Origin of the sequence: Stenotrophomonas nematodicola (assembly GCF_009467805.1) — a bacterium.
Classification (GTDB): Bacteria; Pseudomonadota; Gammaproteobacteria; order Xanthomonadales; family Xanthomonadaceae; genus Stenotrophomonas; species Stenotrophomonas nematodicola.
Genome location: NZ_WIAY01000005.1, coordinates 120442 through 142651, shown reverse-complemented (window position 1 = coordinate 142651; position 22210 = coordinate 120442). Strand labels below are relative to the sequence as shown.

Sequence of the window (22210 nt, the reverse complement as noted above, 5' to 3'; positions counted from 1 at the left end):
CGCGGTTCAACGCTTGCCGCCGAAGATGCCGCCGAGGATGCCGCGCACGATCTGGTTGCCGAGCCTGGTGCCGACGGTGCGCGTTGTCTGCTTGGCCATCGTTTCGATCATGCCCTGGCGGCGCTTGGTGCCGAAGATCGCATCCTTGATCGACTGGCCGAAGCCGCCGGCCTGGGCGTCGTCCTGCTCGCGCGTGCGGGCTTTGGGGGCATCGGCCTGCTGCACCGCCTTCTGCGCGCGCTGGGCCAGCAGTTCGGCGGCCGACTCGCGGTTGATGGCGGTGTCGTAGCGGCTGCCCACCGGGCTGCCGGCGCGTACCTGGGCGCGTTCGGTCTCGGTGATGGTGCCCATGCGGCAGCGTGGCGGCGCGATCAGGGTCTGCTGCACGGGCGAGGGGATGCCCTTGTCCTGCAACGTGGAGACCAGCGCCTCGCCGGTGCCGAGTCTGGCCAGCGTGGCGGCGACATCGAGCTTGGGATTGGGGACGAAGGTCTCGGCTGCCACCTTCACCGCCTTCTGGTCGCGCGGGGTGAAGGCACGCAGCGCATGCTGCACGCGGTTGCCGAGCTGCCCGAGGATGTTGGCCGGGACGTCGTCGGGGAACTGCGAACAGAAGTACACGCCCACGCCCTTGGAGCGGATCAGCCGCACTACCTGCTCGATCCGCTGCACCAGCGCCGGCGGCGCGTCGTCGAACAGCAGGTGCGCCTCGTCAAAGATGAAGACCAGCTTGGGCTTGTCCAGATCACCCACCTCCGGCAGCGTTTCGAACAGCTCCGACAGCAGCCACAGCAGGAACGTCGAATACAGCCGCGGCTTGAGCACCAGCTGGTCGGCGGCAAGGATGCCGATCACGCCGCGGCCGTCGTGATTGACCCGCATCAGGTCGGCCAGCTCCAGCGCCGGTTCGCCGAAGAACGCTTCGCCACCGTCCTGCGACAGGCGCAGCAGTGAGCGCTGGATGGCGGCCACGGTCTGCGCACTGACCAGGCCATAGTCAGTGGAAATGTCCTTGCGCTCCTCGGCGACCAGGCCGAGCAGGGCGCGCAGGTCGTCCAGGTCGAGCAGCAGCAGACCACGGTCGTCGGCCAGCTTGAACACGATGTCCAGCACGCCGGCCTGTGTGTCGTTGAGTTCCAGTATCCGCGCCAGCAGGGTCGGGCCCATCTCGCTCACGGTGGTGCGCACCGGGTGGCCGAGCTTGCCGTACAGATCCCAGAAAATCGCCGGGCTGGCAGCCGGGGCGTAGTCGGCCACGCCGATGTCGTGGGCACGCTGCAGCAGCGCATCGCCGCCCGCGCCGCCGACGGCGAGGCCGGATACGTCGCCCTTCACATCGGCCAGGAACACCGGCACCCCCAGCCGCGAAAAGCCTTCGGCCAGGGTCATCAGGGTCACGGTCTTGCCCGTGCCGGTGGCGCCGGCCACGAGTCCGTGGCGGTTGCCGAGGCGCGGCAGCAGGGTGACCGGAATGTCGTCGGTGATGCCTTTGCCGAGCAGAATCGGGTTCATGGTCAACTCGTTGTGTGAATGCGCGGGATTCCAGACAGTGGCGGCAGGCGCGGCGATGAGCGGGTTGCCCCGATGCGATGGCCGCGGCTACTCTGCCCCATCTCTCGCACACAGTGCCAAAAATGCCCGTTCCTGTCTTGCTTGTCCGCGCTTGGCCTTTGTTGGCGCTCGCTGCGATGGTGTCGTTGGTGCCGGAGGCACATGCCCAGCGGGTCTCGGCCCGCGACCGGGTGAAGATCGAAGCGCTGGAGCAGCGCATGACAGCGGCGGAGAAGCGCTACGGCGACGCGCTGGTGCTGGTGGCCAACGCCGACCCCAAGGGCCGCAACGAGGCCGATGCGGCGCTGGAGGACATGGAGGATGTGATCAGCGCCTGTGTGGCCCAGAAGGGCTGCCAGGTCAGCAATCTGCTGACCACCTACAAGCGCCTGCTCAAGAACACCGCCGATGGCCAGGGCGAAGACGCCGATGCCGTGGTTGCCGATGGCGTCCTGCTCGAGGCCGATCCGGACCACGTCGGGCCGCTGGCGGCCGATGTGCCCGAAGCGGCGCGCGCGGCCGCGCTGCTGAACGACAAGCGCCACGCCTTCGACAGCATGGTCGAGTACAACCCGGCCGTGCAGGCGGGCATCCGCCGCTGGCTCACCGATATGCGTCCGGCGCTGCTCACCAGCTATGAGAACTACCAGAACCTGCGTGCGGTGATGTGGCCGGAGTGGGAGAAGCGTGGCCTGCCCGAGGCGCTGCTGTTCGGCATCATGGCCAAGGAATCCAATGGCCGCGTGCACGCCTCCTCACGCGCCGGTGCGGCCGGTCTGATGCAGTTCATGCCGGCCACCGGCCGCCGTTTCGGGCTCGGCCCGGATGGCACCGGCTTTGACACCCGCTTCGATGCACGCAGCGCGGCCGAGGCCAGTGCCTCGTACATGAACGAGCGCATGCGCGAGCTCAACAAGAACATCGAACTGTCGCTGGCCGCCTACAACGGCGGCGAAGGCCGTGCGGCGCGGGTGTATCGCCAGAGCGCGGGCCAGGGCTTCTGGACCGACAGCGTCTACAACCAGTTCCCCGGCGAGACCAAAGACTACGTGCCGATGGTGATTGCGGCGGCCTGGATCTACCTGCACCCGCAGCAGTACGGTGTGGAGTTCCCCAAAATCAGCGCGCAGCCGGCCACTCTGCGCCTGGCCAAGTCGACCACCATCTACGAACTGACCATCTGCCTGGGCAGTGCCGGCACGCGTGACGGGTACATGCGTGTGCTGCGCAATCTCAACCCGCGTTACGAAGCGGACGGCTGGATTCCGGCGGGCACCACGATCAACGCCACCACGCGCATCGCCGGGCTTTACAACCGCTACTGCGTCAGCGGCCCGCGCGCGGACCTGGCGCGTACGCTGATCACCGCCGACCTCAACGCCGCCATCGTGCGCCCGTCGGCCGCCACCTACACCGGCAATGTGGCCGTGGGCAGCGTGGTGCCGATCGCCGAAGCACGGGACAGCGCTCCGGCGGTCACGCCGACTGCTCCGGTGGCCGTGCCGCGTGCGTCGGCCAAGCCGAAAGCCAAGCCGGTGCGCAGCCACAAGGTGGCCAAGGGCGATACCCTGGGCGGGATCGCCGCCAGGTACCAGTGCGACCTGCCGGCGCTGGCGCGGGCCAATGGCCTCAAGGCGCCGGGCTACGCGCTGCGCCCCGGCCAGACGCTCAAGCTGCAGGGCTGCGACAGGTAACCGACATCCATCATCGGCCGTGGCAACGCGCCACGGCCCCCATGTACACAGACAAAGGAAGCAGGATGGATATCACCGCAATCAACGAGATGTTCGCCAACATCCGCGAAAACACAGACTGGGACCTCAACGGCCCGATGCTGTGGGGGTACTTCTTCGTCAACACCACCCCGGAACCGCTCAATGGCCTGGCCGAGAAGCTGGTCGCGATGGGCTACAGCCTGGTGGAGATCTTCGAGCCGGAGCTGGAGGAGGGCGAGGCGCCGTACCACGTGCTGCACGTGGAGCGCGCCGAGGTGCACACCGAGGCCTCGCTGGATGCCCGCAACCACGAGCTGCAGACCCTGGCCGAGCAGAACGGCGTGGAAGACTACGACGGCATGGACGTCGGACCGGTCGAGATCTGACCGCCCGTCGGGCGCTGCCCGCCAGCGCAAACGCCCCGCGGGAGCGGGGCGTTCTGCGTTGGGGTCAGCGCAACGTCGCCAGCGCCTGGCCCAGCTGCACGGCGTGCTCGGCGTCCAGGTGCGGCGCGAAATCGGCCACGCCTGGTGGCAGCAGCACGATCACCGTGGAGCCGTAGTTGAAACGCGCCATCTCCGCGAACCGTGCCAGGGTAATGCCCTTGCCGCGGTAATCCTTGCGCGTGATCGTGTCGCCATAGCGCGGGATCTCTTCGCCGCCCCACACCGTTTCCACGCCCGATACCAGCAGCGCACCGACCATCACCGACACCATCGGCCCGAAGTCGGTATCGAAATGGCAGACCAGCCGTTCGTTGCGGGCGAACAGCCCCGGCACCGTGTTGACCGCTGCCGGCCCGACGCTGAACAGCCGGCCGGGCACGTGCACCGTCTCGCGCAGGGTGCCGGTCCACGGCATGTGCACGCGATGGTAGTCCTTCGGCGAGAGGTACACGGTGGCGTACAGGCCGTGGCGGAAGACCTCGGCATCGGCGGCGTCGCCCAGCAGTTCGGCGGCTGTGAACGACTGGCCCTTGGCCTGGAAGATCCGCCCGTCCTCGATCGCGCCGAGCTGGCTGATCCGGCCATCGGCCGGCATCACCAGCGTGCGCGGATCGGGATCGGCCACGCGTGCACCGGGCTTCAGGGCGCGGGTGAAGAACTGGTTGAACGTGGCGTAGCTGCGCGGGTCCGGATTGGCGGCTTCGGCCAGGTTCACGCCGAACCTGGCGGTGACCGTATCGATCAGCCAGCGCGAGATGCGCGGATTGCTGGAATACGCCAGGCGCCGCGCCATCGAGGACAGCAGACGATGGGGCAGGGCGTAGCTCAGCGTGGTCATCAGACTCATGGGGCGGATTTCTCGGTCAGCAGTTGCAGGTCGCGCGCGATGGCCGGCGCATTGAAGGGAGGGCGGATCAGGCCGGCCAGGCGGCCCTGCGGGTCCAGTACGGCCAGGCTGGCCGAGTGTTCGACGGTGTAATCCTCGGGGTTCTCATCGAAGTGCTTGCCGGGCACCTTCTGGAACACGAAGCCCAGGGAGGTGGCGAACCGCTCCAGCGACGGCACGTCGGCGGTAGCGGCCAGGGTGTCCTTGTGGAACGCATGTACGTACTCGCCCAGGCGGGCCGGCGTATCGCGCTCGGGGTCGACGGAGATGAACACCAGCCGCGGACGCAGCGTCTCCGGCAGCGCTTCCCACTGCTTCTGGGCCTGCGCCAGGTCGCCCAGGGTGGTCGGGCAGACATCGGGGCAGAAGGTGAAGCCCAGGAATACCAGGGTCCAATGCCCCTTCAGCTCGCCCGGGATCAGGCGCGTGCCGTCGGACTGGCCCAGGTTGAAGTCGGGCAGGGGCCGCGGCTGCGGATAGAAGGTGATCGACGTGGTGGCCGGCCGGTCGCCGGCCGGCGTGGGCGCGAACACCTTCTGGGCCACGACCAGGCCGAGCCCGGCGGCCAGTGCGATGAGCAGGATGATGCCGACGTTGCGATTGAACATGTAAGGCCCGTTCCCGGAAGGGGCCACCATGATAGGGGCGGCGGCGGCCTGGGTGGTTGTTTTGGGCGGGACGGGTTCCCTCGGCGGTGGACTGGCGCGCAATGAAGGGCAGGTGCAAGGGGGAAGGGGGAGAGCGTGGGTCCCCACCACCCGTTTCTTCTGCAACGGATGCTGCCCGGCATGGGGTCGCCTATAATCGGGGGCCACTTTGTCTGTTGCCCCGCCATGACTGCCGAAACGGCCGCCGAACTCCACACGATCATCGATCTGATCCGCTACGGCACCAGCCGTTTCAACGCCGCCGGGCTGACCTTCGGGCACAGCTACGACAATGCCCTGGACGAAGCGACCCAGCTCGTCCTGCATACGCTCCATCTCCCGCATGACCTTGGCCCGGCCTATGGTGCCGCCCGCGTGACCACGCCGGAGAAGGCCGAGGTGCTGGCCCTGTTCGAGCGCCGCATCACCGAGCGCCTGCCCGCCTCCTACCTCACCGGGGAGACCTGGTTCGCCGGCCTGAGCTTCAAGAGCGACCCGCGCGCTCTGGTGCCGCGCTCGCCGATCGCCGAACTGATCGAAACCGGTTTCGAGCCCTGGCTGGCCGGCCGTGACGTGCACCGCGCGCTGGACCTGTGCACCGGCTCGGGCTGCATCGCCATCGCGATGGGCCACTACTACCCGCATTGGGAGGTGGATGGCGTGGACCTCAGCGATGATGCCCTGGCCTTGGCCGCCGAGAACAAGGAACGCCTCGACGCCCACAACGTCACCCTGATCAAGTCCGACCTGTTCAACGGCCTCACCGGCCGTCACTACGACCTGATCGTCACCAACCCCCCGTACGTCACCAACGACGAGACCGATGCCCTGCCGCCGGAGTACTCCCACGAGCCGGAGATGGGCCTGCGTGCCGGCGACGACGGCCTGGACCTGGTGCTGAAGATCCTTCGCGATGCGCCGCTGCACCTCAGCGAAGACGGCCTGCTGATCTGCGAGGTGGGCGAATCCGAGCGCCACCTGACCAAGCTGCTGCCCGAGGTGGTTTTCAACTGGATCGAGTTCAAGGTCGGCCAGATGGGCATCTTCGCCGTCGAGTGCCGCGAGCTCATCGCCCACAGCACCCGCATCACCGAGCTGGCCAATGCCCGATAGGCCGGCCGTCGCCGCGCGCATCCGCTGGGCCGATCTGGCCCTGCTGATGCCGTTGGCGCTGCTGCTGCCGTTCGCGCTGATCATCGTGATGATGTCCCTGCAGAGCGGCGTCGCCTGTTTCAGCGGCGACACGATGCACTGCCGTTATGCCGCCGCACCCGGCGAACAGCTCTGGTACCACCTCAAGGGCCTGGTCTACGGCGTCTCGGCCCTGCTTGGCGGCGCCGCCGTGATCTGCTGCGCGATTGTCGATGCAACGCTGCTGCAACGGCGCCCGCTGCTGTCGCGGGCGCTGACGGTCGCGCTGGTGATCGGCCTGGCGGTCGCCGTGGCCACCGTGATTGCCAGCATCGGCAGCAGCCCGGACGGCTGGCGCGATGGCTGGGGCCGCCCGGTGTTCATCCTCAGCTTCACCCTGCTGCCGGCCATCGTCGCCGTGCGCCACCTGCCGCGCGTTCTGCGCGCCGCCTTCCCCCGTCATGCGGTATCCCATGTCCAGTAATACCTTCGGCAAGCTGCTCTCGGTCACCACGTTCGGCGAATCGCACGGTCCGGCGATCGGCTGCGTGATCGACGGCTGCCCGCCGGGCCTGGAGATCGACGCTGCGGAATTCGTCCACGATCTGCAGCGCCGTGCCACCGGCAAGAGCCGGCATACCTCCGCGCGTCGCGAAGAAGACGCCGTGGAAATCCTGTCCGGCGTCTACGAAGGGCGTACCACCGGTACCCCGATCGCGCTGCTGATCCGCAACACCGACCAGCGCAGCAAGGACTACAGCAACATCGCCCAGCAGTTCCGTCCCGGCCACGCCGACTACAGCTACTGGCAGAAGTACGGCATCCGCGATCCGCGCGGCGGCGGTCGCTCGTCCGCACGCGAAACCACCATGCGCGTGGCCGCCGGCGTGATCGCCAAGAAATGGCTGCTGCAGCGCTATGGCGTGCGCGTACGCGGTTACCTGTCGCAGCTGGGCGAGATCACGCCGACCGGCTTCGACTGGTCGGCCGTGGAAGACAACCCGTTCTTCTGGCCGGTGGCCGGGCAGGTGCCCGCACTGGAAAGCTACATGGATGCCCTGCGCAAGTCCGGCGATTCGGTCGGCGCGCGCGTCAACGTCGTCGCCGATGGCGTGCCGCCGGGTTGGGGCGAACCGATCTACGGCAAGCTCGACGGCGAACTGGCCGCTGCGCTGATGAGCATCAACGCGGTCAAGGGCGTGGAGATCGGCGACGGCTTCGCCAGCGCAGCCCAGAAGGGCACCGGGCACCGCGACCTGATCACCCCCGACGGCTTCGCCAGCAACCATGCCGGGGGCATCCTCGGCGGCATCTCCACCGGCCAGCAGGTCACCGCCTCGATCGTGCTCAAGCCGACCTCCAGCCTGCGCCTGCCCGGTGCCACGGTGGACGCCAGCGGCGCGGCCGTGGAGGTGATCACCACCGGCCGTCACGATCCCTGCGTGGGCATCCGCGCCACCCCGATCGCCGAGGCGATGATGGCGCTGGTGCTGATGGACCAGGCCCTGCGTCATCGGGCCCAGTGCGGCGACGTGGGCGAGGTCGCGCCGCGCATCCCGGGCAGCATCGATGGCTGATCCGCGTCCGAGGGTCTGGGTCAGCCAGCCGCTGTTCGACGATGTCGTCGAACGGCTCGGGCAGTACTTCGACCTGGACATGACCGCCGAGGTCACCCGCTACACGCCATCGCAGCTGGCCGCGCGGCTGGCAGGTGCCGACGGCGCGCTGATCACCCTCAACGAACGCATCGGCGCGGCCGAGATCGCCAACGCCCCGCGGTTGCGTGCGATCGCCAATGTCGGGGTGGGTTACAACAACCTGGATGTCGACGCGCTCAGCGCCGCCGGCATCCTGGCCAGCAACACCCCGGACGTGCTGACCGAGACCACCGCCGATCTCGGTTTCGCACTGTTGATGGCCGCCGCCCGCCGCATCACCGAGTCCGAGCGCTGGCTGCGTGAGGGCCAGTGGGGGCAGTGGTCGTTCCGGACCATGCTCGGCTCGGACATCCACGGCAGCACGCTGGGCATCCTCGGCATGGGCCGCATCGGCCAGGGCATCGCCCGCCGCGGCGCCCTGGGCTTTGGCATGCGTGTGCTGTACCACAACCGGTCACGCCTGCCGGAGGCCACCGAGGCCGAGGTCGGCGCGACGTACGTCGACCTGGACACGCTGCTGGCACGGGCCGACCACCTGGTACTGGTATTGCCGTACAGCGCCGCCTCGCATCACATCATCGATGCGGCCGCCCTGGCGAAGATGAAGCCGGGCGCCACCCTGGTCAACATCGCGCGTGGCGGCATCGTTGACGAGCTGGCACTGGCCGATGCGCTGGCCAATGGCCGCCTGGCGGCCGCCGGGCTGGACGTGTTCGACGGCGAGCCCACGGTCCGTCCGGAACTGCTGGCCCTGCGCAACGTGGTGCTTACCCCGCACATCGGCAGCGCCAGCCAGGCCACGCGCCGGGCGATGGTGCAGCTGGCCGTGGACAACCTGACGGCCGCGCTGGACAAGGGACCCCATGCCGGGCGTCCGCCAAGCGCGATCAACGCCGGCGCCGTGCACGCTGCCCGTGCCGGCGCGGCTTTCGTGGGCGCCAAGAAAACCGACGACGCAAAACGATAGGGAACCGCCGCGTCCATCACGCGAGGTTCCCCGAACCCACTCCGCGTTCCCTGCACAGCGGGCAGGTACCGACCGTCGGCCGGTACGCCCTTCAAACAGACACGACAGTGCCGGCCCTGGGTCGGCACCCCATCACACGAGGTTCCCCATGAACAACCCTGATCGTCGTTTCCACGTCGCCGTCGTCGGTGCCACCGGTGCTGTCGGCGAAACCATGCTGGCCATCCTGGCCGAGCGTGATTTCCCGATCGCCACCCTGAGCCTGCTCGCGTCCTCGCGCTCGGCCGGCGGCGAGATCGAGTACAAGGGCGAGAAGATCAAGGTCCAGGACCTGTCCGATTTCGATCCGACCGGCGTGGATATCGCGCTGTTCTCGGCCGGTGGCAGCGTCTCCAAGGAGTTCGGTCCCAGGTTCGCCGCGGCCGGCGCGGTGGTGATCGACAACTCCTCGGCCTTCCGCTACGACGACGACGTGCCGCTGGTGGTGTCCGAAGTGAACCCGGAGGCATTGAAGAACCGTCCCCGCGGCATCATCGCCAATCCGAACTGCTCGACCATGCAGATGCTGGTGGCGCTGGCTCCGCTGCATCGCCAGTACGGCATCCAGCGCATCAACGTGGCCACCTACCAGTCGGTGTCCGGCGGCGGGCGTTCGGCGTTGGAGGAACTTGGCAAGCAGACCGGCCAGCTGCTCAGCTTCCAGGAGATCGACCCGCAGCGCTTCCCGGTGCAGATCGCCTTCAACCTGATCCCGCACATCGACGACTTCCAGGACAACGGCTTCACCAAGGAAGAAATGAAGCTGGTGTGGGAGACCCGCAAGATCCTCGGCGACGACAGCATCCTGGTGAACCCCACCGCCGTGCGTGTGCCGGTGTTCTACGGCCACTCCGAAGCGGTCACCATCGAAACCCGTGACAAGGTCACCCCCGACGCCGCGCGTGAACTGCTGTCGCGTTCGCCGGGCGTGGAAGTGGTCGACCGGCATGAAGCCGGCGGCTATCCGACGCCGGTCACGCATGCGTCGGGCAACGATGCGGTGTATGTCGGCCGCATCCGCGAGGATCTGTCGCATCCGCGCGGACTCAACCTGTGGATCGTGTCGGACAACATCCGCAAGGGCGCTGCCCTCAACGCCGTGCAGCTGGCCGAGCTGGTTGCCGCCGAAGGTTGAGCGGGTGGGCGGCGGCGGCATGGGGATGCCGCCGACCGCACCACATGAATCATCGCCGATCACGGGGGGAGCCGTTATATTGGCCGCCATGAAGAACCGGGCTCCGGGCGCATTGCGCCCGCTCAAGTATGTGTCGACGCTGCTGCTGGCCCTGGCCAGCAGCTCCGCCCTGGCCCTCGGCCTGGGCGATATCCGTGTGCTGTCCAAGCCCGGCCAGCCACTCCTGGCAGAGATTCCGGTGATTTCGGCCGATCCGGCCGAACTGGAACAGCTTCGGGTCTCGCTGGCGTCGCCGGCCACCTTCGCCCGCGTCGGGCTGGAACCGCCCAGTGGCCTGGTCAGCGAGCTGCAGTTCGAGCTGACCCGCAATGCGCAGGGCCGGGCCGTGGTCCGCGTGAGCAGCCATGCGCCGGTCGCGACAGCGTCGCTGAACTTCCTGATCGAGGCTGATTGGGGGCAGGGCAGGCTGGTGCGCGAGTATTCGGCGCTGGTCGATGCGCCCAACAGCGCCGCCGCCGTTGCCGAGCCGGAGATCGTCGCGCCTGCCGGCGCCCTGTCCAATGCCATCGTGCGTGAGCCGGCCCCTGCGCCAGCCGTGGTGCCGCCGGCCGCTGCTGCGGCGGCCCCCGCGCCGCGGACGGCGGCGGCCGCACCGCGCTCCACCGTCAACCGTCCGCCGGCCCCGGCCGCCCTGGGCGCCGAGGGCATTACCGTCCAGCGCGGCCAGACGCTGTCGCAGATCGCCGCGACAGTCGCACGCGAGCAGGGCGTCAGCCGCGACCAGGCGATGATCGCGCTGCTGCGCGCCAACCCCGAGGCCTTCATCCGTGGCAACGTCAACCTGCTCAAGCAGGGCGCGGTGCTGCGCGGTCCGGCCGGCAACGGCGGCGCGGCCATCGATCCCGGCGAGGCGGCTGCGATCGTGCGTGAACATACCGCCCAGTGGCGCCAGTCGCGCGCAGCGATTCCGCAGCCGGCCGACACCGCCGCCAGTGCACCGGCCCCTGCCAGCGCTGCCGCTGCCACGCCGCCGCGCCAGGGGGCCCGTCTGGAAATCGCGCCGGCCGTCGCCGCTGCCGACCACACCGCAGGAACAACCACCGGCACCGCCGCCGGCAGTGAGGGTGACATGCTGGGCAACGAACAACTGCGTCAGGCCAAGGAAGATGTCGCCACCCGCGATGCCGAGATCCAGGAGCTGCGCAACCGGGTGGCCGAACTGGAGAAGCTCAAGACCCAGCAGCAGTCACTCATCGCAATGAAGGACAGCGACCTGGCGGCTGCCCAGCAGCGTCTTGCGCAGGCGCCGTCGTCACGCGACAGCAGTGGGGGTGGGTGGTACTGGCTGGGTCTGGTCGTCCTGGTGCTGGGCGTGGTCGGCTGGCTCTTCGGTCGCCGTCGCAAAGCCTCACCGTTGCCGCCGCTGTCGCGTGACGGCCTTGACGGTGCCGCACTTGCCGCCGCCGTGCCGGCCGCCGATTACGTGGATGAGCTGGCCGCGCAGCAGCGCCTGGCCGACGAAGACGACAACGTACACGTCGCCGCGCTGGACGAAGCGCCGCTGGCCGACGACCTGCGCCGCGAGCCGGTGTTCGCGCTGGCGCCGGTGACCGGCGACAGCCCGGCCGTGGACGAGGACGAGGTGGTCGCCGAGGCCGCGCCGGTGCTGCCGGGCCCGCCGGCGCATGCGCTGGAAGCGGCGGCGCAGCCGTCCTTCCGTGGCGTGTTCGAGTACCCGGCCGAGCCGGTGTCCGACGCCGACCCGACGGACATCGCCGCCGCAGGCCACGATGCGATCGAGGCAGGGGACGCGCCTGCCGATGGCACCGTGTTCGGGCCCGCGCCGGGACGCGACCGCCTGGAGCTGGCGATCGCCTACCTGGACCTGGGCGACGCCGAAACCGCGCGCACGCTGCTGCAGGAAGTCGCCGTGGGCGCGGACCCGCACATGCAAGCCGAAGCGCGCGAGCTGCTGGCGCGCCTGGGATGAACGACGCGTTTGCCCGTCGTTTCCCCGCTTGATTCCCGGGCCGACGCCGGCCCGGTTCCCCGACGAAACAGAGGTTGAGCATGCGCTACGCGTTGGGCGTGGAATACGACGGCAGTGAGTACAAGGGCTGGCAGCAGCTGGGCGAGAGTGGGTGTCCCAGCGTGCAGGCCAGCCTGCAGGAGGCGTTGTCCTCGGTGGCCGATGCACCGATCCAGGTGACGTGCGCCGGCCGCACCGATGCCGGCGTGCACGGCGAATGCCAGGTGGTCCATTTCGATACCGACGTGGTGCGCGATCCGCGCGGGTGGACCTTGGGCACCACGACCCGGTTGCCGCGTTCGATCGCCGTGCGCTGGTGCGTGCCGGTGGCCGACGACTTCCACGCACGCTTCTCGGCCCGGGCGCGGCGCTACCGCTATCGGCTGCTCAACCGTCAGGTGCGGCCGGCGCTGTACCGCCAGACCCTGAGCTGGGAACGTCGCCCGCTGGACGCCGGGCTGATGCACGCGGCTGGCCAGGCGCTGCTCGGCGAGAACGACTTCAGTGCCTTCCGCAGCATCCAGTGCGAGGCCCTGCATGCCCGCCGCGAGCTCCAGGCGATCAGCGTGGTCCGCCACGATGAGGTGGTGGAGGTCTGCGTTCAGGCCAATGCATTCCTTCATCACATGGTGCGCAATATCGTCGGCTCACTGATTCTGATCGGTTGTGGGGACAAGCCGGTGTCGTGGATGGCCGAGCTGCTGGCTGGCCAGGACCGCACCGTGGCCGGTCCCACCGCCCCCCCGCAGGGACTGGTGTTCGTTGGCCCCCTGTATCCCGACAACTGGCATCTGCCCGCCGAGGTCACCTTATGAGCCGCTCCTTCTATCGCACCCGCATCAAGTTCTGCGGCATGACCCGGGCCGGCGACGTCCGCCTGGCCGGCGAGCTGGGCGTGGACGCGGTCGGCTTCATCTTTGCCCGCGAGAGCAGGCGCCGCGTCGCGCCGGCTGAGGCCCGCGCAATGCGCCAGGCCATCGCGCCGATGGTGGACGTGGTCGCGCTGTTCCGTGACAACACCAAGGAGGAAGTCCGCGAAGTGCTGCGTACCGTGCGGCCAACCCTGCTGCAGTTCCACGGCGACGAGGACGAGTCGTTCTGCCGCAGCTTCAACATGCCCTATCTGAAGGCCGTGGCGATGGGCGGGCGGGACGACGTCAACGCCCGTCAGCTGCAGCTGCGCTATCCCGGCGCGGCCGGCTTCCTGTTCGACAGCCACGCACCGGGCGGTGGCGGCGGCACCGGCGTCGCGTTCGACTGGACACGTCTGCCCACCGGCCTGCACCGTCCCTTCCTGCTGGCCGGTGGCATCACCCCGGACAACGTATTCGATGCCATCGTCGCCACCCTGCCGTGGGGTGTGGATGTGTCCAGCGGCATCGAAACCGAACCGGGCATCAAGGACGGCTACAAGATGCGCAAGTTCGTCGAGGAAGTGCGCCGCGCCGACTGCCACGAGGCGGATTAGCCTCCACGGCGGCATTCGACGGCAGCGCCCGACCGTGGGCCGGGAGACCGGTTCACGTCAGTTGTCCGGCCAACCAGTCCGCCAAGGCGTCCACCCGCGCATCCTGGGTCCCCTCCGGCGTTGCCAGCACCCAGAAGCCGCCGGTGGCGGCGAACCCCCACGGTGCGAGCAGCCGCCCTGCCGCCAGGTCGTCGGCCACCAGCGGTTCGGGGGCGATCGCCACGCCCAGCCCGGCCACGGCCGCTTCCAGCAGGTAGTACAGATGCTCGAACCCGGTGCCCAGTTGCAGGCGCGCCGGGTCCAGTCCCTGCGACGTTGCCCACGCCGGCCACGCCTGCGGGCGTGAGGTGGTCTGCAGGAGCGTTTCGTCCAGCAACGCGTGCGGCGGCTTCCCGCGCAGGCGCGCAGCGGCAGGGTGCTGCGGACTCACCACCACGCCGACCCGTTCCGGTGCCAGTGCGCGCACCCGCCAGCCGCGGGGCCACGGCGGTTGCGCCAGCAGCAGGATGGCATCCAGCGCCTGCTGGTCGGCGGTGAAGCTGCCATCCTGCGCCGACCAGTGCAGCGGCAGCCCGGGCAGGGCAGCCTGCAGTGCCTGCAGCCGCGGAATCATCCAGCGCGCCAGAATGCTGCCACTGCAGCCGAGCACCAGCGGCCCCGGCCGTTGCTCGCGACTGATCACCGCAACCGCGTCGCGGATCTGCGCGAAAGCGCCCTCACAGGCGGTCTGCAGCACGGTGCCGGCGGGGGTCAGCCGCAGTCCGCGGCCGTCGCGCACGAACAGGGCCACGCCCAGGACGTCTTCCAGCACGCGCAACTGGCGGCTGATTGCCCCATGCGTCACGTGCAGCGACGCGGCCGCGCGGCCCACGCCGCCGAGCCGGGCCGTTGCCTCGAAACTGCGCAGGGCGTTGAGCGGGGGCAGGGGGGAGGTGCTCATGTGAGTTTTCCTGACAGGTCATGGCAGATATTGTCGATATTACTGTCATGACCCGTGCGTTAAAGTGTCAGCCTGTCTCCACCGGTTGTCGCGCCATGTCCTCCACCCCCGCATCCCCCATCGCCGATTTCCATGCCTATCCGGATGCCCAGGGGCATTTCGGCCGTTACGGCGGCAGCTTTGTCGCCGAAACCCTGATCGGGCCGCTGCAGGAGCTGGCCGCCGCCTATGACGAGGCGCGCCGCGATCCGGCCTTTATCGCCGCCTACGACAAGGACCTCACCCACTACGTGGGCCGGCCGAGTCCGATCTACCACGCCGAACGCCTCAGCCGTCAGGTCGGTGGCGCACAGATCCTGCTCAAGCGCGAGGACCTGAACCACACCGGCGCGCACAAGATCAACAACACCATCGGCCAGGCGCTGTTGGCCGCGCGCATGGGCAAGAAGCGCATCATCGCCGAGACCGGTGCCGGCCAGCATGGCGTCGCCAGCGCCACCGTGGCGGCGCGGCTGGGCCTGGAATGCGTGGTGTACATGGGCGCCACCGACATCGAGCGGCAGAAGATCAACGTCTACCGCATGAAGCTGCTCGGCGCGACGGTGGTGCCGGTCACCTCCGGGTCGGCCACGCTCAAGGACGCGCTCAATGAAGCGATGCGCGACTGGGTCACCAACGTGCGCGATACCTTCTACATCATCGGTACCGTCGCCGGGCCGGACCCGTATCCGCGCATGGTGCGTGATTTCAACGCCATCGTCGGGCGCGAAGCGCGCGCGCAGATGCTCACCGACTACGGCCGCCTGCCCGATGCGATCACCGCCTGCGTGGGCGGTGGCAGCAACGCGATCGGCCTGTTCCATGCCTTCCTCAACGATCGCGATGTGCGCATCGTCGGCGCCGAGGCCGCCGGTGACGGCATTGAAACCGGTCGTCATGCGGCCTCGATCGCAGCCGGCCGCCCGGGCGTGCTGCATGGCAACCGCACTTATGTGATCTGCGACGACGACGGGCAGATCATCGAAACCCACTCGGTTTCAGCCGGCCTGGACTACCCCGGCGTGGGCCCGGAGCACGCCTTCCTGGCCGATGCCGGTCGCGCCGAGTATGTCGGTATCACCGACGACGAAGCATTGGCCGCGTTCCATCAACTGGCCCACAGCGAGGGCATCCTCGCCGCGCTGGAATCCAGCCACGCGGTCGCCCAGGCGATCAAGCTGGCGCGCGCGCTGCCCAGCGACAAGCTGGTGCTGTGCAATCTGTCCGGTCGGGGCGACAAGGACGTGCACACCATCGCCGCGCGCGAGGGTCTGATGCTGTGACCCCCCTGCTGCGCCAGGGAAGTGCGCTGCTGATCGTGGTCGGCCTGACCGGCTGTACCCCGCCGGACCCGCCGGTGCTGCCGGCCGCGCCTGCGGCGCCCGCGGTGATCGCACCGGCACGGATGCCGGCAAGCAACGAAGACGACATTGCCAACCGCCCGATCGAGGACGACCCGGCGCCCGAACCGGCCGTCGAGCCGGTTGCCCCCGACGCCGCGGCTCCGGCGGTGGTCTCGGTTGCCCTGGACCATGCCGGCGACATCGTGATCGGGCAGCGCTTCAGCGTGACCGATGCCGATGACCAGTGGCATTCGGCGGGTCTGAGCGAGGGCGGGGCGCCCGGCAGCTGCGAGTTCTATGAGCGCGGCAGTCTGCCCGAGGGCGTTTCGATGATGGTCCAGGATGAGCACGTGCTGCGTTTCGACCTGGCGTTGCTGGACGGATCGGGCGAGACCATCACCCAGCCCGGGCCGTTCGGGCTGCGCCTGGGCATGTCGCGCGAAGACGCCCTGCGGCGCCTGCCCGGCGGCAGCACCGTGCAGCCGCATGCCTATGTCCCTGACGCGGGCGAGTACCTCACCTGGCAGGACCCGGGCTCGGATCTGGCGATCCGGCTGGAGATCGTCGATGGGGCGATAACGAAGATGTACTGGGGCGCCAGCGGCGCCGTTGAAACGTTCGAAGGATGTGCCTGACATGAGTGTGGACCGTATCGATGCCTGTTTTGCCCGTCTGCGCGCCTCCGGCCGCAAGGCGCTGATTCCCTTCATCACTGCGGGTGACCCGGGCCTGGAGGCGACCGTGCCGGTCATGCACGCATTGGCTGCCGCGGGGGCGGACGTGATCGAACTGGGTGTCCCGTTCTCCGACCCGATGGCCGACGGACCGACCATCCAGCGCAGCTCCGAGCGCGCCTTGGCGCGTGGTGCAGGGCTGCGCTACGTACTGGAGACCGTGGCTGCCTTCCGCCGTGACGACGCTGCCACCCCGGTGGTACTGATGGGGTATCTGAATCCGGTCGAGATCCACGGCACCGCACGCTTTGCCGAGGCGGCGATCCGCGCCGGCGTGGACGGTGTGCTGCTGGTGGACCTGCCGCCGGAAGAGGCCGACGAAACCCGCGGCATCTTCGCGGCCGCAGGCCTGGCCCTGATCCTGCTGGCCTCGCCGACCACCGCCGATGCGCGGCTGGACACCCTGTCCACGATGGCCCAGGGCTACCTGTACTACGTCAGCTTCGCCGGCGTCACCGGTGCATCCGACCGCCTGGACAGCAGCGCCGCCAGCGCCCGCCTGCGCGACCTGCGCCAGCGCTCCCACGTGCCGGTGGTGGCCGGTTTCGGCATCAAGGATGCGGCCAGTGCGGCGGCGATGGCGGTGGAGGCCGATGGTGTCGTGGTCGGCAGCGCCCTGGTTGCCGCCCTGGCCGGGACCGGTGATGCCGCTGCCGCCGCGCACGTGGCCCGGACGTTCCTGCAACCGCTGCGCGAGGCGCTGGACGTGCGGTAACGCCGGCCGCCGCGCCCCCTCGAACGTACGCCCCAGCACGGTTTTCACGCCCGCTTTACTGCACGGGCAGGGGGTCCCGGGCACCGTACGGGTGAGCTAGACTGTCGGCCTTTGCGGCCCCCGGGCCGCCCTGAACGGAAGTAGCATCCCGCATGAGTTGGCTCAGCAAGTTGATGCCGTCTGGCATCCGCACCGACAACGTCCCCAGCAAGAAGCGCAGCGTCCCCGAGGGCCTGTGGGAGAAGTGCAGCAGCTGCGGCAGCGCGCTCTACCGTCCCGAGCTGGAGGAGAACCTCGAGGTCTGTCCCAAGTGTGGCCATCACATGGCCATCCGCGCACGCGCGCGTCTGGCGGCGCTGTTCGACGTCGACAGCACCACCGAGATCGGCGCGCGCCTGGGCCCGACGGACCTGCTCAAGTTCAAGGACCAGAAGAAGTACAGCGAACGCATCAAGGCCTCGCAGAAGAACACCGGCGAGTACGACGCGCTGATTGCCATGCAGGGCCTGATGAAGGGCCGCCCGCTGGTGGCCTCGGCCTTCGACTTCGCCTTCATGGGCGGTTCGATGGGCTCGGTGGTGGGTGAGCGCTTCTCGCTGGCCGCCGAAAAGGCGCTGGAGATCGGTGCGCCCTACGTGTGCTTCTCCGCCAGCGGCGGCGCGCGCATGCAGGAAGGCCTGTTCTCGCTGATGCAGATGGCCAAGACCTCGGCCGCGCTGGGTCGCCTGCGTGATGCCGGCCTGCCGTACATCTCGGTACTGACCCACCCGACCACCGGTGGCGTGTCGGCGTCGTTTGCCATGCTGGGCGACATCAACATCGCCGAACCGCAGGCGCTGATCGGCTTCGCCGGTCCGCGTGTGATCGAGCAGACCGTGCGCGAAAAGCTGCCCGAAGGCTTCCAGCGTTCGGAGTTCCTGCTGGAGCATGGGGCGATCGACCAGATCTGCGATCGCCGCGAAATGCGTGACCGTCTGTCCGAGCTGCTGGCCATGCTGGGCCGCCAGCCCGCGCCTGCCGCGGACGCCGCTGCCTGATGGGCGCGCGCAGGTATTTCGGCACCGACGGCATCCGCGGTCGGGTCGGCCAGGGGGTGATCTCGGCCGATTTCGTGCTGCGCCTGGGCAACGCGCTCGGTCGCGTGCTGACCGCGCGCAACGGCCATCGGCCGGGCCACCGCCCGGTGGTGGTGATCGGCAAGGACACGCGCATCTCCGGCTACATGTTCGAAGCCGCGCTCGAGGCGGGGCTGGTTGCCGCCGGCGCGGACGTGCAGCTGCTGGGGCCGATGCCGACCCCGGCCGTCGCGTTCCTGACCCGCACGCTCGGGGCCGACGCCGGCATCGTCATCAGCGCCTCGCACAACCCGCATTACGACAACGGCATCAAGTTCTTCTCCGCCGATGGCGAGAAGCTCGATGACGCCACCGAGCTGGCACTGGAAGCAGCGCTGGACGAACCGTTCACCACCGCCGAATCGGACCGTCTCGGCAAGGCCATGCGCGCCCGGGACGCGGTGGGCCGCTACATCGAATTCTGCAAGGCCAGCGTGCCGCGTGCCTTCGACCTGCGCGGGTTGAAGATCGTGCTCGACTGCGCCCACGGCGCCACCTACCACATCGCGCCGCTGCTGTTCCGCGAGCTCGGTGCGGAGGTGGTCGCCATCGGCGCCGAGCCGAACGGAGTGAACATCAATGACGGCGTCGGGTCGATGCACATCGACAACCTTGCCGCCAAGGTGCGCGAGACCGGTGCGGATCTCGGCATCGCCTTCGATGGCGACGGCGACCGCGTGCTGATGGCCGACGATCAGGGCAATCCGGTCGATGGCGACGACCTGCTGTACGTGCTGGCGCCCTCCTGGCGCGGCAATGGACGCCTGCGCGGTCCGGTGGTCGGCACGTTGATGACCAACTTCGGGCTCGAGCAGGCGATGGAGCGGCTGGGCATTCCGTTCCTGCGCAGCAACGTCGGTGACCGCTACGTGCACCAGGCGCTGGTCGAAGGCGGTGGCGTGCTCGGCGGTGAGGCCTCCGGTCACCTGCTGTGCCTGGACCGCGCCACCACGGGCGACGCCATCGTCAGCGCACTGCAGGTGCTGGAAGTGCTGCGGCGTGAGAATACATCGCTGCGGCAGGCGCTGTCGGGCCTGCATAAAGTGCCGCAGAAGACCGTCAACGTGCGTCTGGCCGGTGTCTCGGCCAAGGCCGTCGTGCAGTCCGACAGCGTGCAGGCCGCGCTCGCGGCCGCGCAGCAGTCGGTGCAGGGCCGCGGTCGTGCGTTCCTGCGGCCGTCGGGGACCGAGCCGGTGGTACGCGTGACCGTCGAAGCGGACAGCAGCGACCTGATGCAGGCCACGCTGGACAACCTGTCCGATGCGGTGAAGGCCGCCGCAGCGGCCTGACATGTCGCAGGCGGCGCAAACGAAGAACCCGGCCTCGGCCGGGTTTTTTCGTGGCGCACGCGTTCGTTTCCGGGCCGTTACGGCCCCGGCGCCATCTTCTTCTGTTTCGCCTTGAAGCGGTTGAACAGCGGCGCGATCAGCGGGTGGTAGCTCAACGCGATCCGCTTGCGCAGCCAGCGTGCCGGACGGTTGCGGATGGCGAAGCGATAGATGTGGCCAGGATCGCCGCCCACCACATTGCGGCCGAACGGATGGGTGGTATGCAGGTGGGTGAAGCCCTGTTGCCGTGCGATCGCCACGTAGTCCTCGTCGAAATCGCCGTACGGCCAGCACAGCGTGTCCGAGACGCTGCCAAGCTCCTGCTGCAGCACCGCGCGCGCGCGCGACAGGTCGCTCTCGATACCCACGCATTTCTGCGCCCGGCTGATCGCCTGCTTCATCCAGCGCGTATGCGTATGGGTGTGGCAGTGCACTTCGAAGGTGCCGGCGGCGATCATCGCGCGCGCCTCGCTCCAGCGCATCATCACCGAGTCGGCGCGGTCCTGTTCCAGGATCGCCGCTTCGCAGCCGCGATGGTCCGGTGTTGCCGGCAGGGTCGCGCCGGTCTGGCCGGCATGCGGCCGTTCCGGGCCATCGCCCATCCAGCCGGTCACCACGAACACCACCGCGTGCATGCCGTACTTGAGCAGGATCGGGTGCGCGTAGACCCAGTTGTCCAGGTAGCCGTCGTCGAAGGTGATCACGATCGACTTGCGCGGCACCGGCTGGCCGGCGAGGAAGCCGGCGTACTGCTCCAGCGTCAGCGAGGTCCAGCCGTCGGCGGCCAGCCACGCAATCTGGCTTTCGAAGTTCTCCGGGGACACGGTGATCATGCCCGGCGAGGGCGATACATGGTGATGCATCAGCACCGGGACGGATCTAGCGTTGGCCATGCCCAAGTTCCTTCAACCACTGGTGGTAATAGTGTTCGGTCGCTTCGGTGTGGCCGGCCGGCGTGAAGCGCTGCGCGCTGTGCATCCATTCCCAGCCGGCGCGGCCCATGCGGCGGCGCTCCTGCGGGTCTTCGACCAGCGTCTGCAGCGCGTGCGTCAGCGCGGCCGGGTCGCCAAGCGGCGCGAGCATAGCATTGCTCCCTTCCATCACCATTTCCGGCACGCCACCCACCCGCGTGGCCACGATCGGCACGCCGACGTAAGCTGCTTCCAGGAACACGGTGCCGGCCGCTTCCTTGTGGCTGGCCAGCGCGAAGATGTCGAAGGCGGTCATCAGCCGGCACGCGCCGAGGCGGTAGCCCAGCAGGTGCACCTGGCTGGCGATGCCCAGTTCCGCGCGCAGCGCCAGCAGGCGGTCCATCACCGGCTGTCCGTCGCCGACGATCACCAGCTGCAGGTTGCGGTGGCGGCGGCAGAGCGGGGCGATGGCGTGCAGCAGGTCGGCGTGGCCCTTCGGCTCACGCAGCACCGCCACGCAGCCGACCACGATCTGGTCGTCGTCGAAACCGAGTTCGCGCCGCACCTCGGTGCGGGTCTCCTGCAGGCACTGCCACGGATCGTCCTTGTTGATCTGCGTCCACTGCGGCGGGACCGCGATCGGCGGCACGATGCCGATCCTCTCCCCGGCGATGCCGCGCGTCACCAGCAGCTGCTTCACGAAGCTGCTGACGGTCAGGATCCGGTGCGGCAGGCCGGTGTAGGTCAGCAGTGAGTTGACCGGGCTCATCAGGTGACGCGAGCGCACCACCAGGGGCGTGCCGCCCAGGCGCGCTCCGGCAGCGGCAATAAGGCTGTCGCGCCGGCTGGTCGTGTTGACCACGTGGTAGCCGTGGCGTCGCACCAGTCGCGAGACCGTGCCGATGCCGCGCAGCAGGCGCAGCAGGCCGCCCATCTTCAGGGTGTGCACGGTGAACCCGGCTTCCCGTGCGATTTCGCCGAGCCGCGCGCCGGGTTGGCACAGCAGCGACACGTCATGGCCGCGCTCGCGCATGGCCAGCATGTGCCGGTAGATGTAGATCTCCTGACCGCCAAAGCCTTTGGCCGCTTCGGTATGCAGGATCTTCAGCGGGATGACGCGGTGGCCGGCAGCCTCCGCGCCCGCCGCGAGGGCCTGAGCGTGGGGATCGGCGACGGGCGCACCGGCGTCGGCCTGCCGGGGGCTGCCAGCGAAGGAAGAGGGCTCAGCGGGAACCGGCGAGGTGGCGTCCATAGGGCGGATCGAGTGCTGCAGCAGAGGAGGGGACGCGTGGCGGCGGCAGCGTCGTTGGCCCGTTCACACAGCCCGGGTGGCGCGCATTGTATCGGCTTGTATCAATGTATCGGTGGCGGCATGAGCCCGATCTGTCACAATGTTCAGCCGGGCCACAGGTG

At 68.9% G+C, this 22210-nt stretch carries 21 protein-coding genes; 15 read left to right on the top strand and 6 right to left on the bottom strand.

Annotated elements, in window-relative coordinates; all coding sequences use genetic code 11:
* Positions 1–6 precede the first annotated feature (6 nt).
* Positions 7–1569: a helicase HerA-like domain-containing protein gene (locus GDJ08_RS15185; protein WP_267873519.1), complete on the bottom strand. Its 1563-nt coding sequence runs from the start codon at positions 1567–1569 to the stop codon at positions 7–9.
* Positions 1570–1634: 65 nt separating this feature from the next.
* On the opposite strand from GDJ08_RS15185, the gene GDJ08_RS15180 reads away from it, so the two are divergent.
* Positions 1635–3245: a transglycosylase SLT domain-containing protein gene (locus GDJ08_RS15180; RefSeq protein ID WP_153165191.1), complete on the top strand. Its 1611-nt coding sequence runs from the start codon at positions 1635–1637 to the stop codon at positions 3243–3245.
* Between the two features lie 65 nt (positions 3246–3310).
* On the top strand, positions 3311–3652 hold the full coding sequence (locus GDJ08_RS15175) for a ribonuclease E inhibitor RraB (protein ID WP_017354304.1): 342 nt from the start codon (positions 3311–3313) through the stop codon (positions 3650–3652).
* A 64-nt stretch (positions 3653–3716) separates the two neighbouring features.
* On the opposite strand, the gene asd is transcribed toward GDJ08_RS15175, so the two are convergent.
* Complete coding sequence (asd, locus tag GDJ08_RS15170; protein WP_017354303.1) at positions 3717–4559, bottom strand: archaetidylserine decarboxylase; 843 nt, start codon at positions 4557–4559, stop codon at positions 3717–3719.
* Complete coding sequence (locus GDJ08_RS15165) at positions 4556–5206, bottom strand: SCO family protein (RefSeq protein ID WP_153165190.1); 651 nt, start codon at positions 5204–5206, stop codon at positions 4556–4558. The genes asd and GDJ08_RS15165 overlap by 4 nt, the downstream gene beginning before the upstream one ends.
* A 225-nt stretch (positions 5207–5431) precedes the next feature.
* On the opposite strand from GDJ08_RS15165, the gene prmB reads away from it, so the two are divergent.
* The 8 genes from prmB (at position 5432) to GDJ08_RS15125 (ending at position 13672) form a co-directional block, all read left to right on the top strand.
* Positions 5432–6358 carry a 50S ribosomal protein L3 N(5)-glutamine methyltransferase gene (prmB, locus tag GDJ08_RS15160; RefSeq protein WP_017354301.1) on the top strand — a complete coding sequence of 309 codons (927 nt, stop codon included), beginning with the start codon at positions 5432–5434 and terminating at the stop codon, positions 6356–6358.
* On the top strand, positions 6348–6860 hold the full coding sequence (locus GDJ08_RS15155; RefSeq protein WP_153165189.1) for a hypothetical protein: 513 nt from the start codon (positions 6348–6350) through the stop codon (positions 6858–6860). The genes prmB and GDJ08_RS15155 overlap by 11 nt, the downstream gene beginning before the upstream one ends.
* Complete coding sequence (aroC, locus tag GDJ08_RS15150; protein WP_017354299.1) at positions 6850–7953, top strand: chorismate synthase; 1104 nt, start codon at positions 6850–6852, stop codon at positions 7951–7953. The genes GDJ08_RS15155 and aroC overlap by 11 nt, the downstream gene beginning before the upstream one ends.
* Entirely contained in the window at positions 7946–9001 is a 1056-nt protein-coding gene (locus GDJ08_RS15145) for a 2-hydroxyacid dehydrogenase (RefSeq protein ID WP_153165188.1), read from the top strand. The genes aroC and GDJ08_RS15145 overlap by 8 nt, the downstream gene beginning before the upstream one ends.
* A gap of 148 nt (positions 9002–9149) precedes the next feature.
* On the top strand, positions 9150–10175 hold the full coding sequence (locus GDJ08_RS15140; protein ID WP_017354297.1) for an aspartate-semialdehyde dehydrogenase: 1026 nt from the start codon (positions 9150–9152) through the stop codon (positions 10173–10175).
* Positions 10176–10263: 88 nt separating this feature from the next.
* Positions 10264–12165 carry a type IV pilus assembly protein FimV gene (locus tag GDJ08_RS15135; protein WP_153165187.1) on the top strand — a complete coding sequence of 634 codons (1902 nt, stop codon included), beginning with the start codon at positions 10264–10266 and terminating at the stop codon, positions 12163–12165.
* 80 nt (positions 12166–12245) lie between these two features.
* Positions 12246–13019, top strand: a complete 774-nt coding sequence (gene truA / locus GDJ08_RS15130; RefSeq protein WP_017354643.1) for a tRNA pseudouridine(38-40) synthase TruA — start codon at positions 12246–12248, stop codon at positions 13017–13019.
* Positions 13016–13672 carry a phosphoribosylanthranilate isomerase gene (locus tag GDJ08_RS15125; protein WP_017354644.1) on the top strand — a complete coding sequence of 219 codons (657 nt, stop codon included), beginning with the start codon at positions 13016–13018 and terminating at the stop codon, positions 13670–13672. The genes truA and GDJ08_RS15125 overlap by 4 nt, the downstream gene beginning before the upstream one ends.
* A gap of 52 nt (positions 13673–13724) precedes the next feature.
* Here GDJ08_RS15125 and GDJ08_RS15120 read toward each other — a convergent pair whose 3' ends face one another.
* The gene (locus GDJ08_RS15120; protein WP_153165186.1) at positions 13725–14612 is read right to left on the bottom strand and encodes a LysR family transcriptional regulator; all 888 of its coding nucleotides are present in this window, start codon (positions 14610–14612) and stop codon (positions 13725–13727) included.
* 95 nt (positions 14613–14707) lie between these two features.
* On the opposite strand from GDJ08_RS15120, the gene trpB reads away from it, so the two are divergent.
* From trpB to glmM, 5 genes are all read left to right on the top strand, one after another.
* On the top strand, positions 14708–15934 hold the full coding sequence (gene trpB / locus GDJ08_RS15115) for a tryptophan synthase subunit beta (RefSeq protein ID WP_017354646.1): 1227 nt from the start codon (positions 14708–14710) through the stop codon (positions 15932–15934).
* Entirely contained in the window at positions 15931–16629 is a 699-nt protein-coding gene (locus GDJ08_RS15110; RefSeq protein WP_153165185.1) for a hypothetical protein, read from the top strand. Before trpB ends, GDJ08_RS15110 begins: the two co-directional genes overlap by 4 nt.
* A 1-nt stretch (position 16630) precedes the next feature.
* A complete protein-coding gene (trpA, locus tag GDJ08_RS15105; protein WP_153165184.1) occupies positions 16631–17443 on the top strand; it encodes a tryptophan synthase subunit alpha in 813 nt (270 codons plus the stop codon).
* A 152-nt stretch (positions 17444–17595) separates the two neighbouring features.
* Complete coding sequence (gene accD / locus GDJ08_RS15100) at positions 17596–18480, top strand: acetyl-CoA carboxylase, carboxyltransferase subunit beta (protein WP_017354649.1); 885 nt, start codon at positions 17596–17598, stop codon at positions 18478–18480.
* The gene (glmM, locus tag GDJ08_RS15095; RefSeq protein WP_153165183.1) at positions 18480–19847 is read left to right on the top strand and encodes a phosphoglucosamine mutase; all 1368 of its coding nucleotides are present in this window, start codon (positions 18480–18482) and stop codon (positions 19845–19847) included. Before accD ends, glmM begins: the two co-directional genes overlap by 1 nt.
* A 77-nt stretch (positions 19848–19924) precedes the next feature.
* Here the strand turns inward: glmM and GDJ08_RS15090 are convergent, their stop codons facing one another.
* Positions 19925–20779: a polysaccharide deacetylase family protein gene (locus tag GDJ08_RS15090; RefSeq protein WP_017354651.1), complete on the bottom strand. Its 855-nt coding sequence runs from the start codon at positions 20777–20779 to the stop codon at positions 19925–19927.
* A complete protein-coding gene (locus GDJ08_RS15085; RefSeq protein WP_229296533.1) occupies positions 20766–22049 on the bottom strand; it encodes a glycosyltransferase family 4 protein in 1284 nt (427 codons plus the stop codon). Before GDJ08_RS15085 ends, GDJ08_RS15090 begins: the two co-directional genes overlap by 14 nt.
* Positions 22050–22210 lie beyond the last annotated feature (161 nt).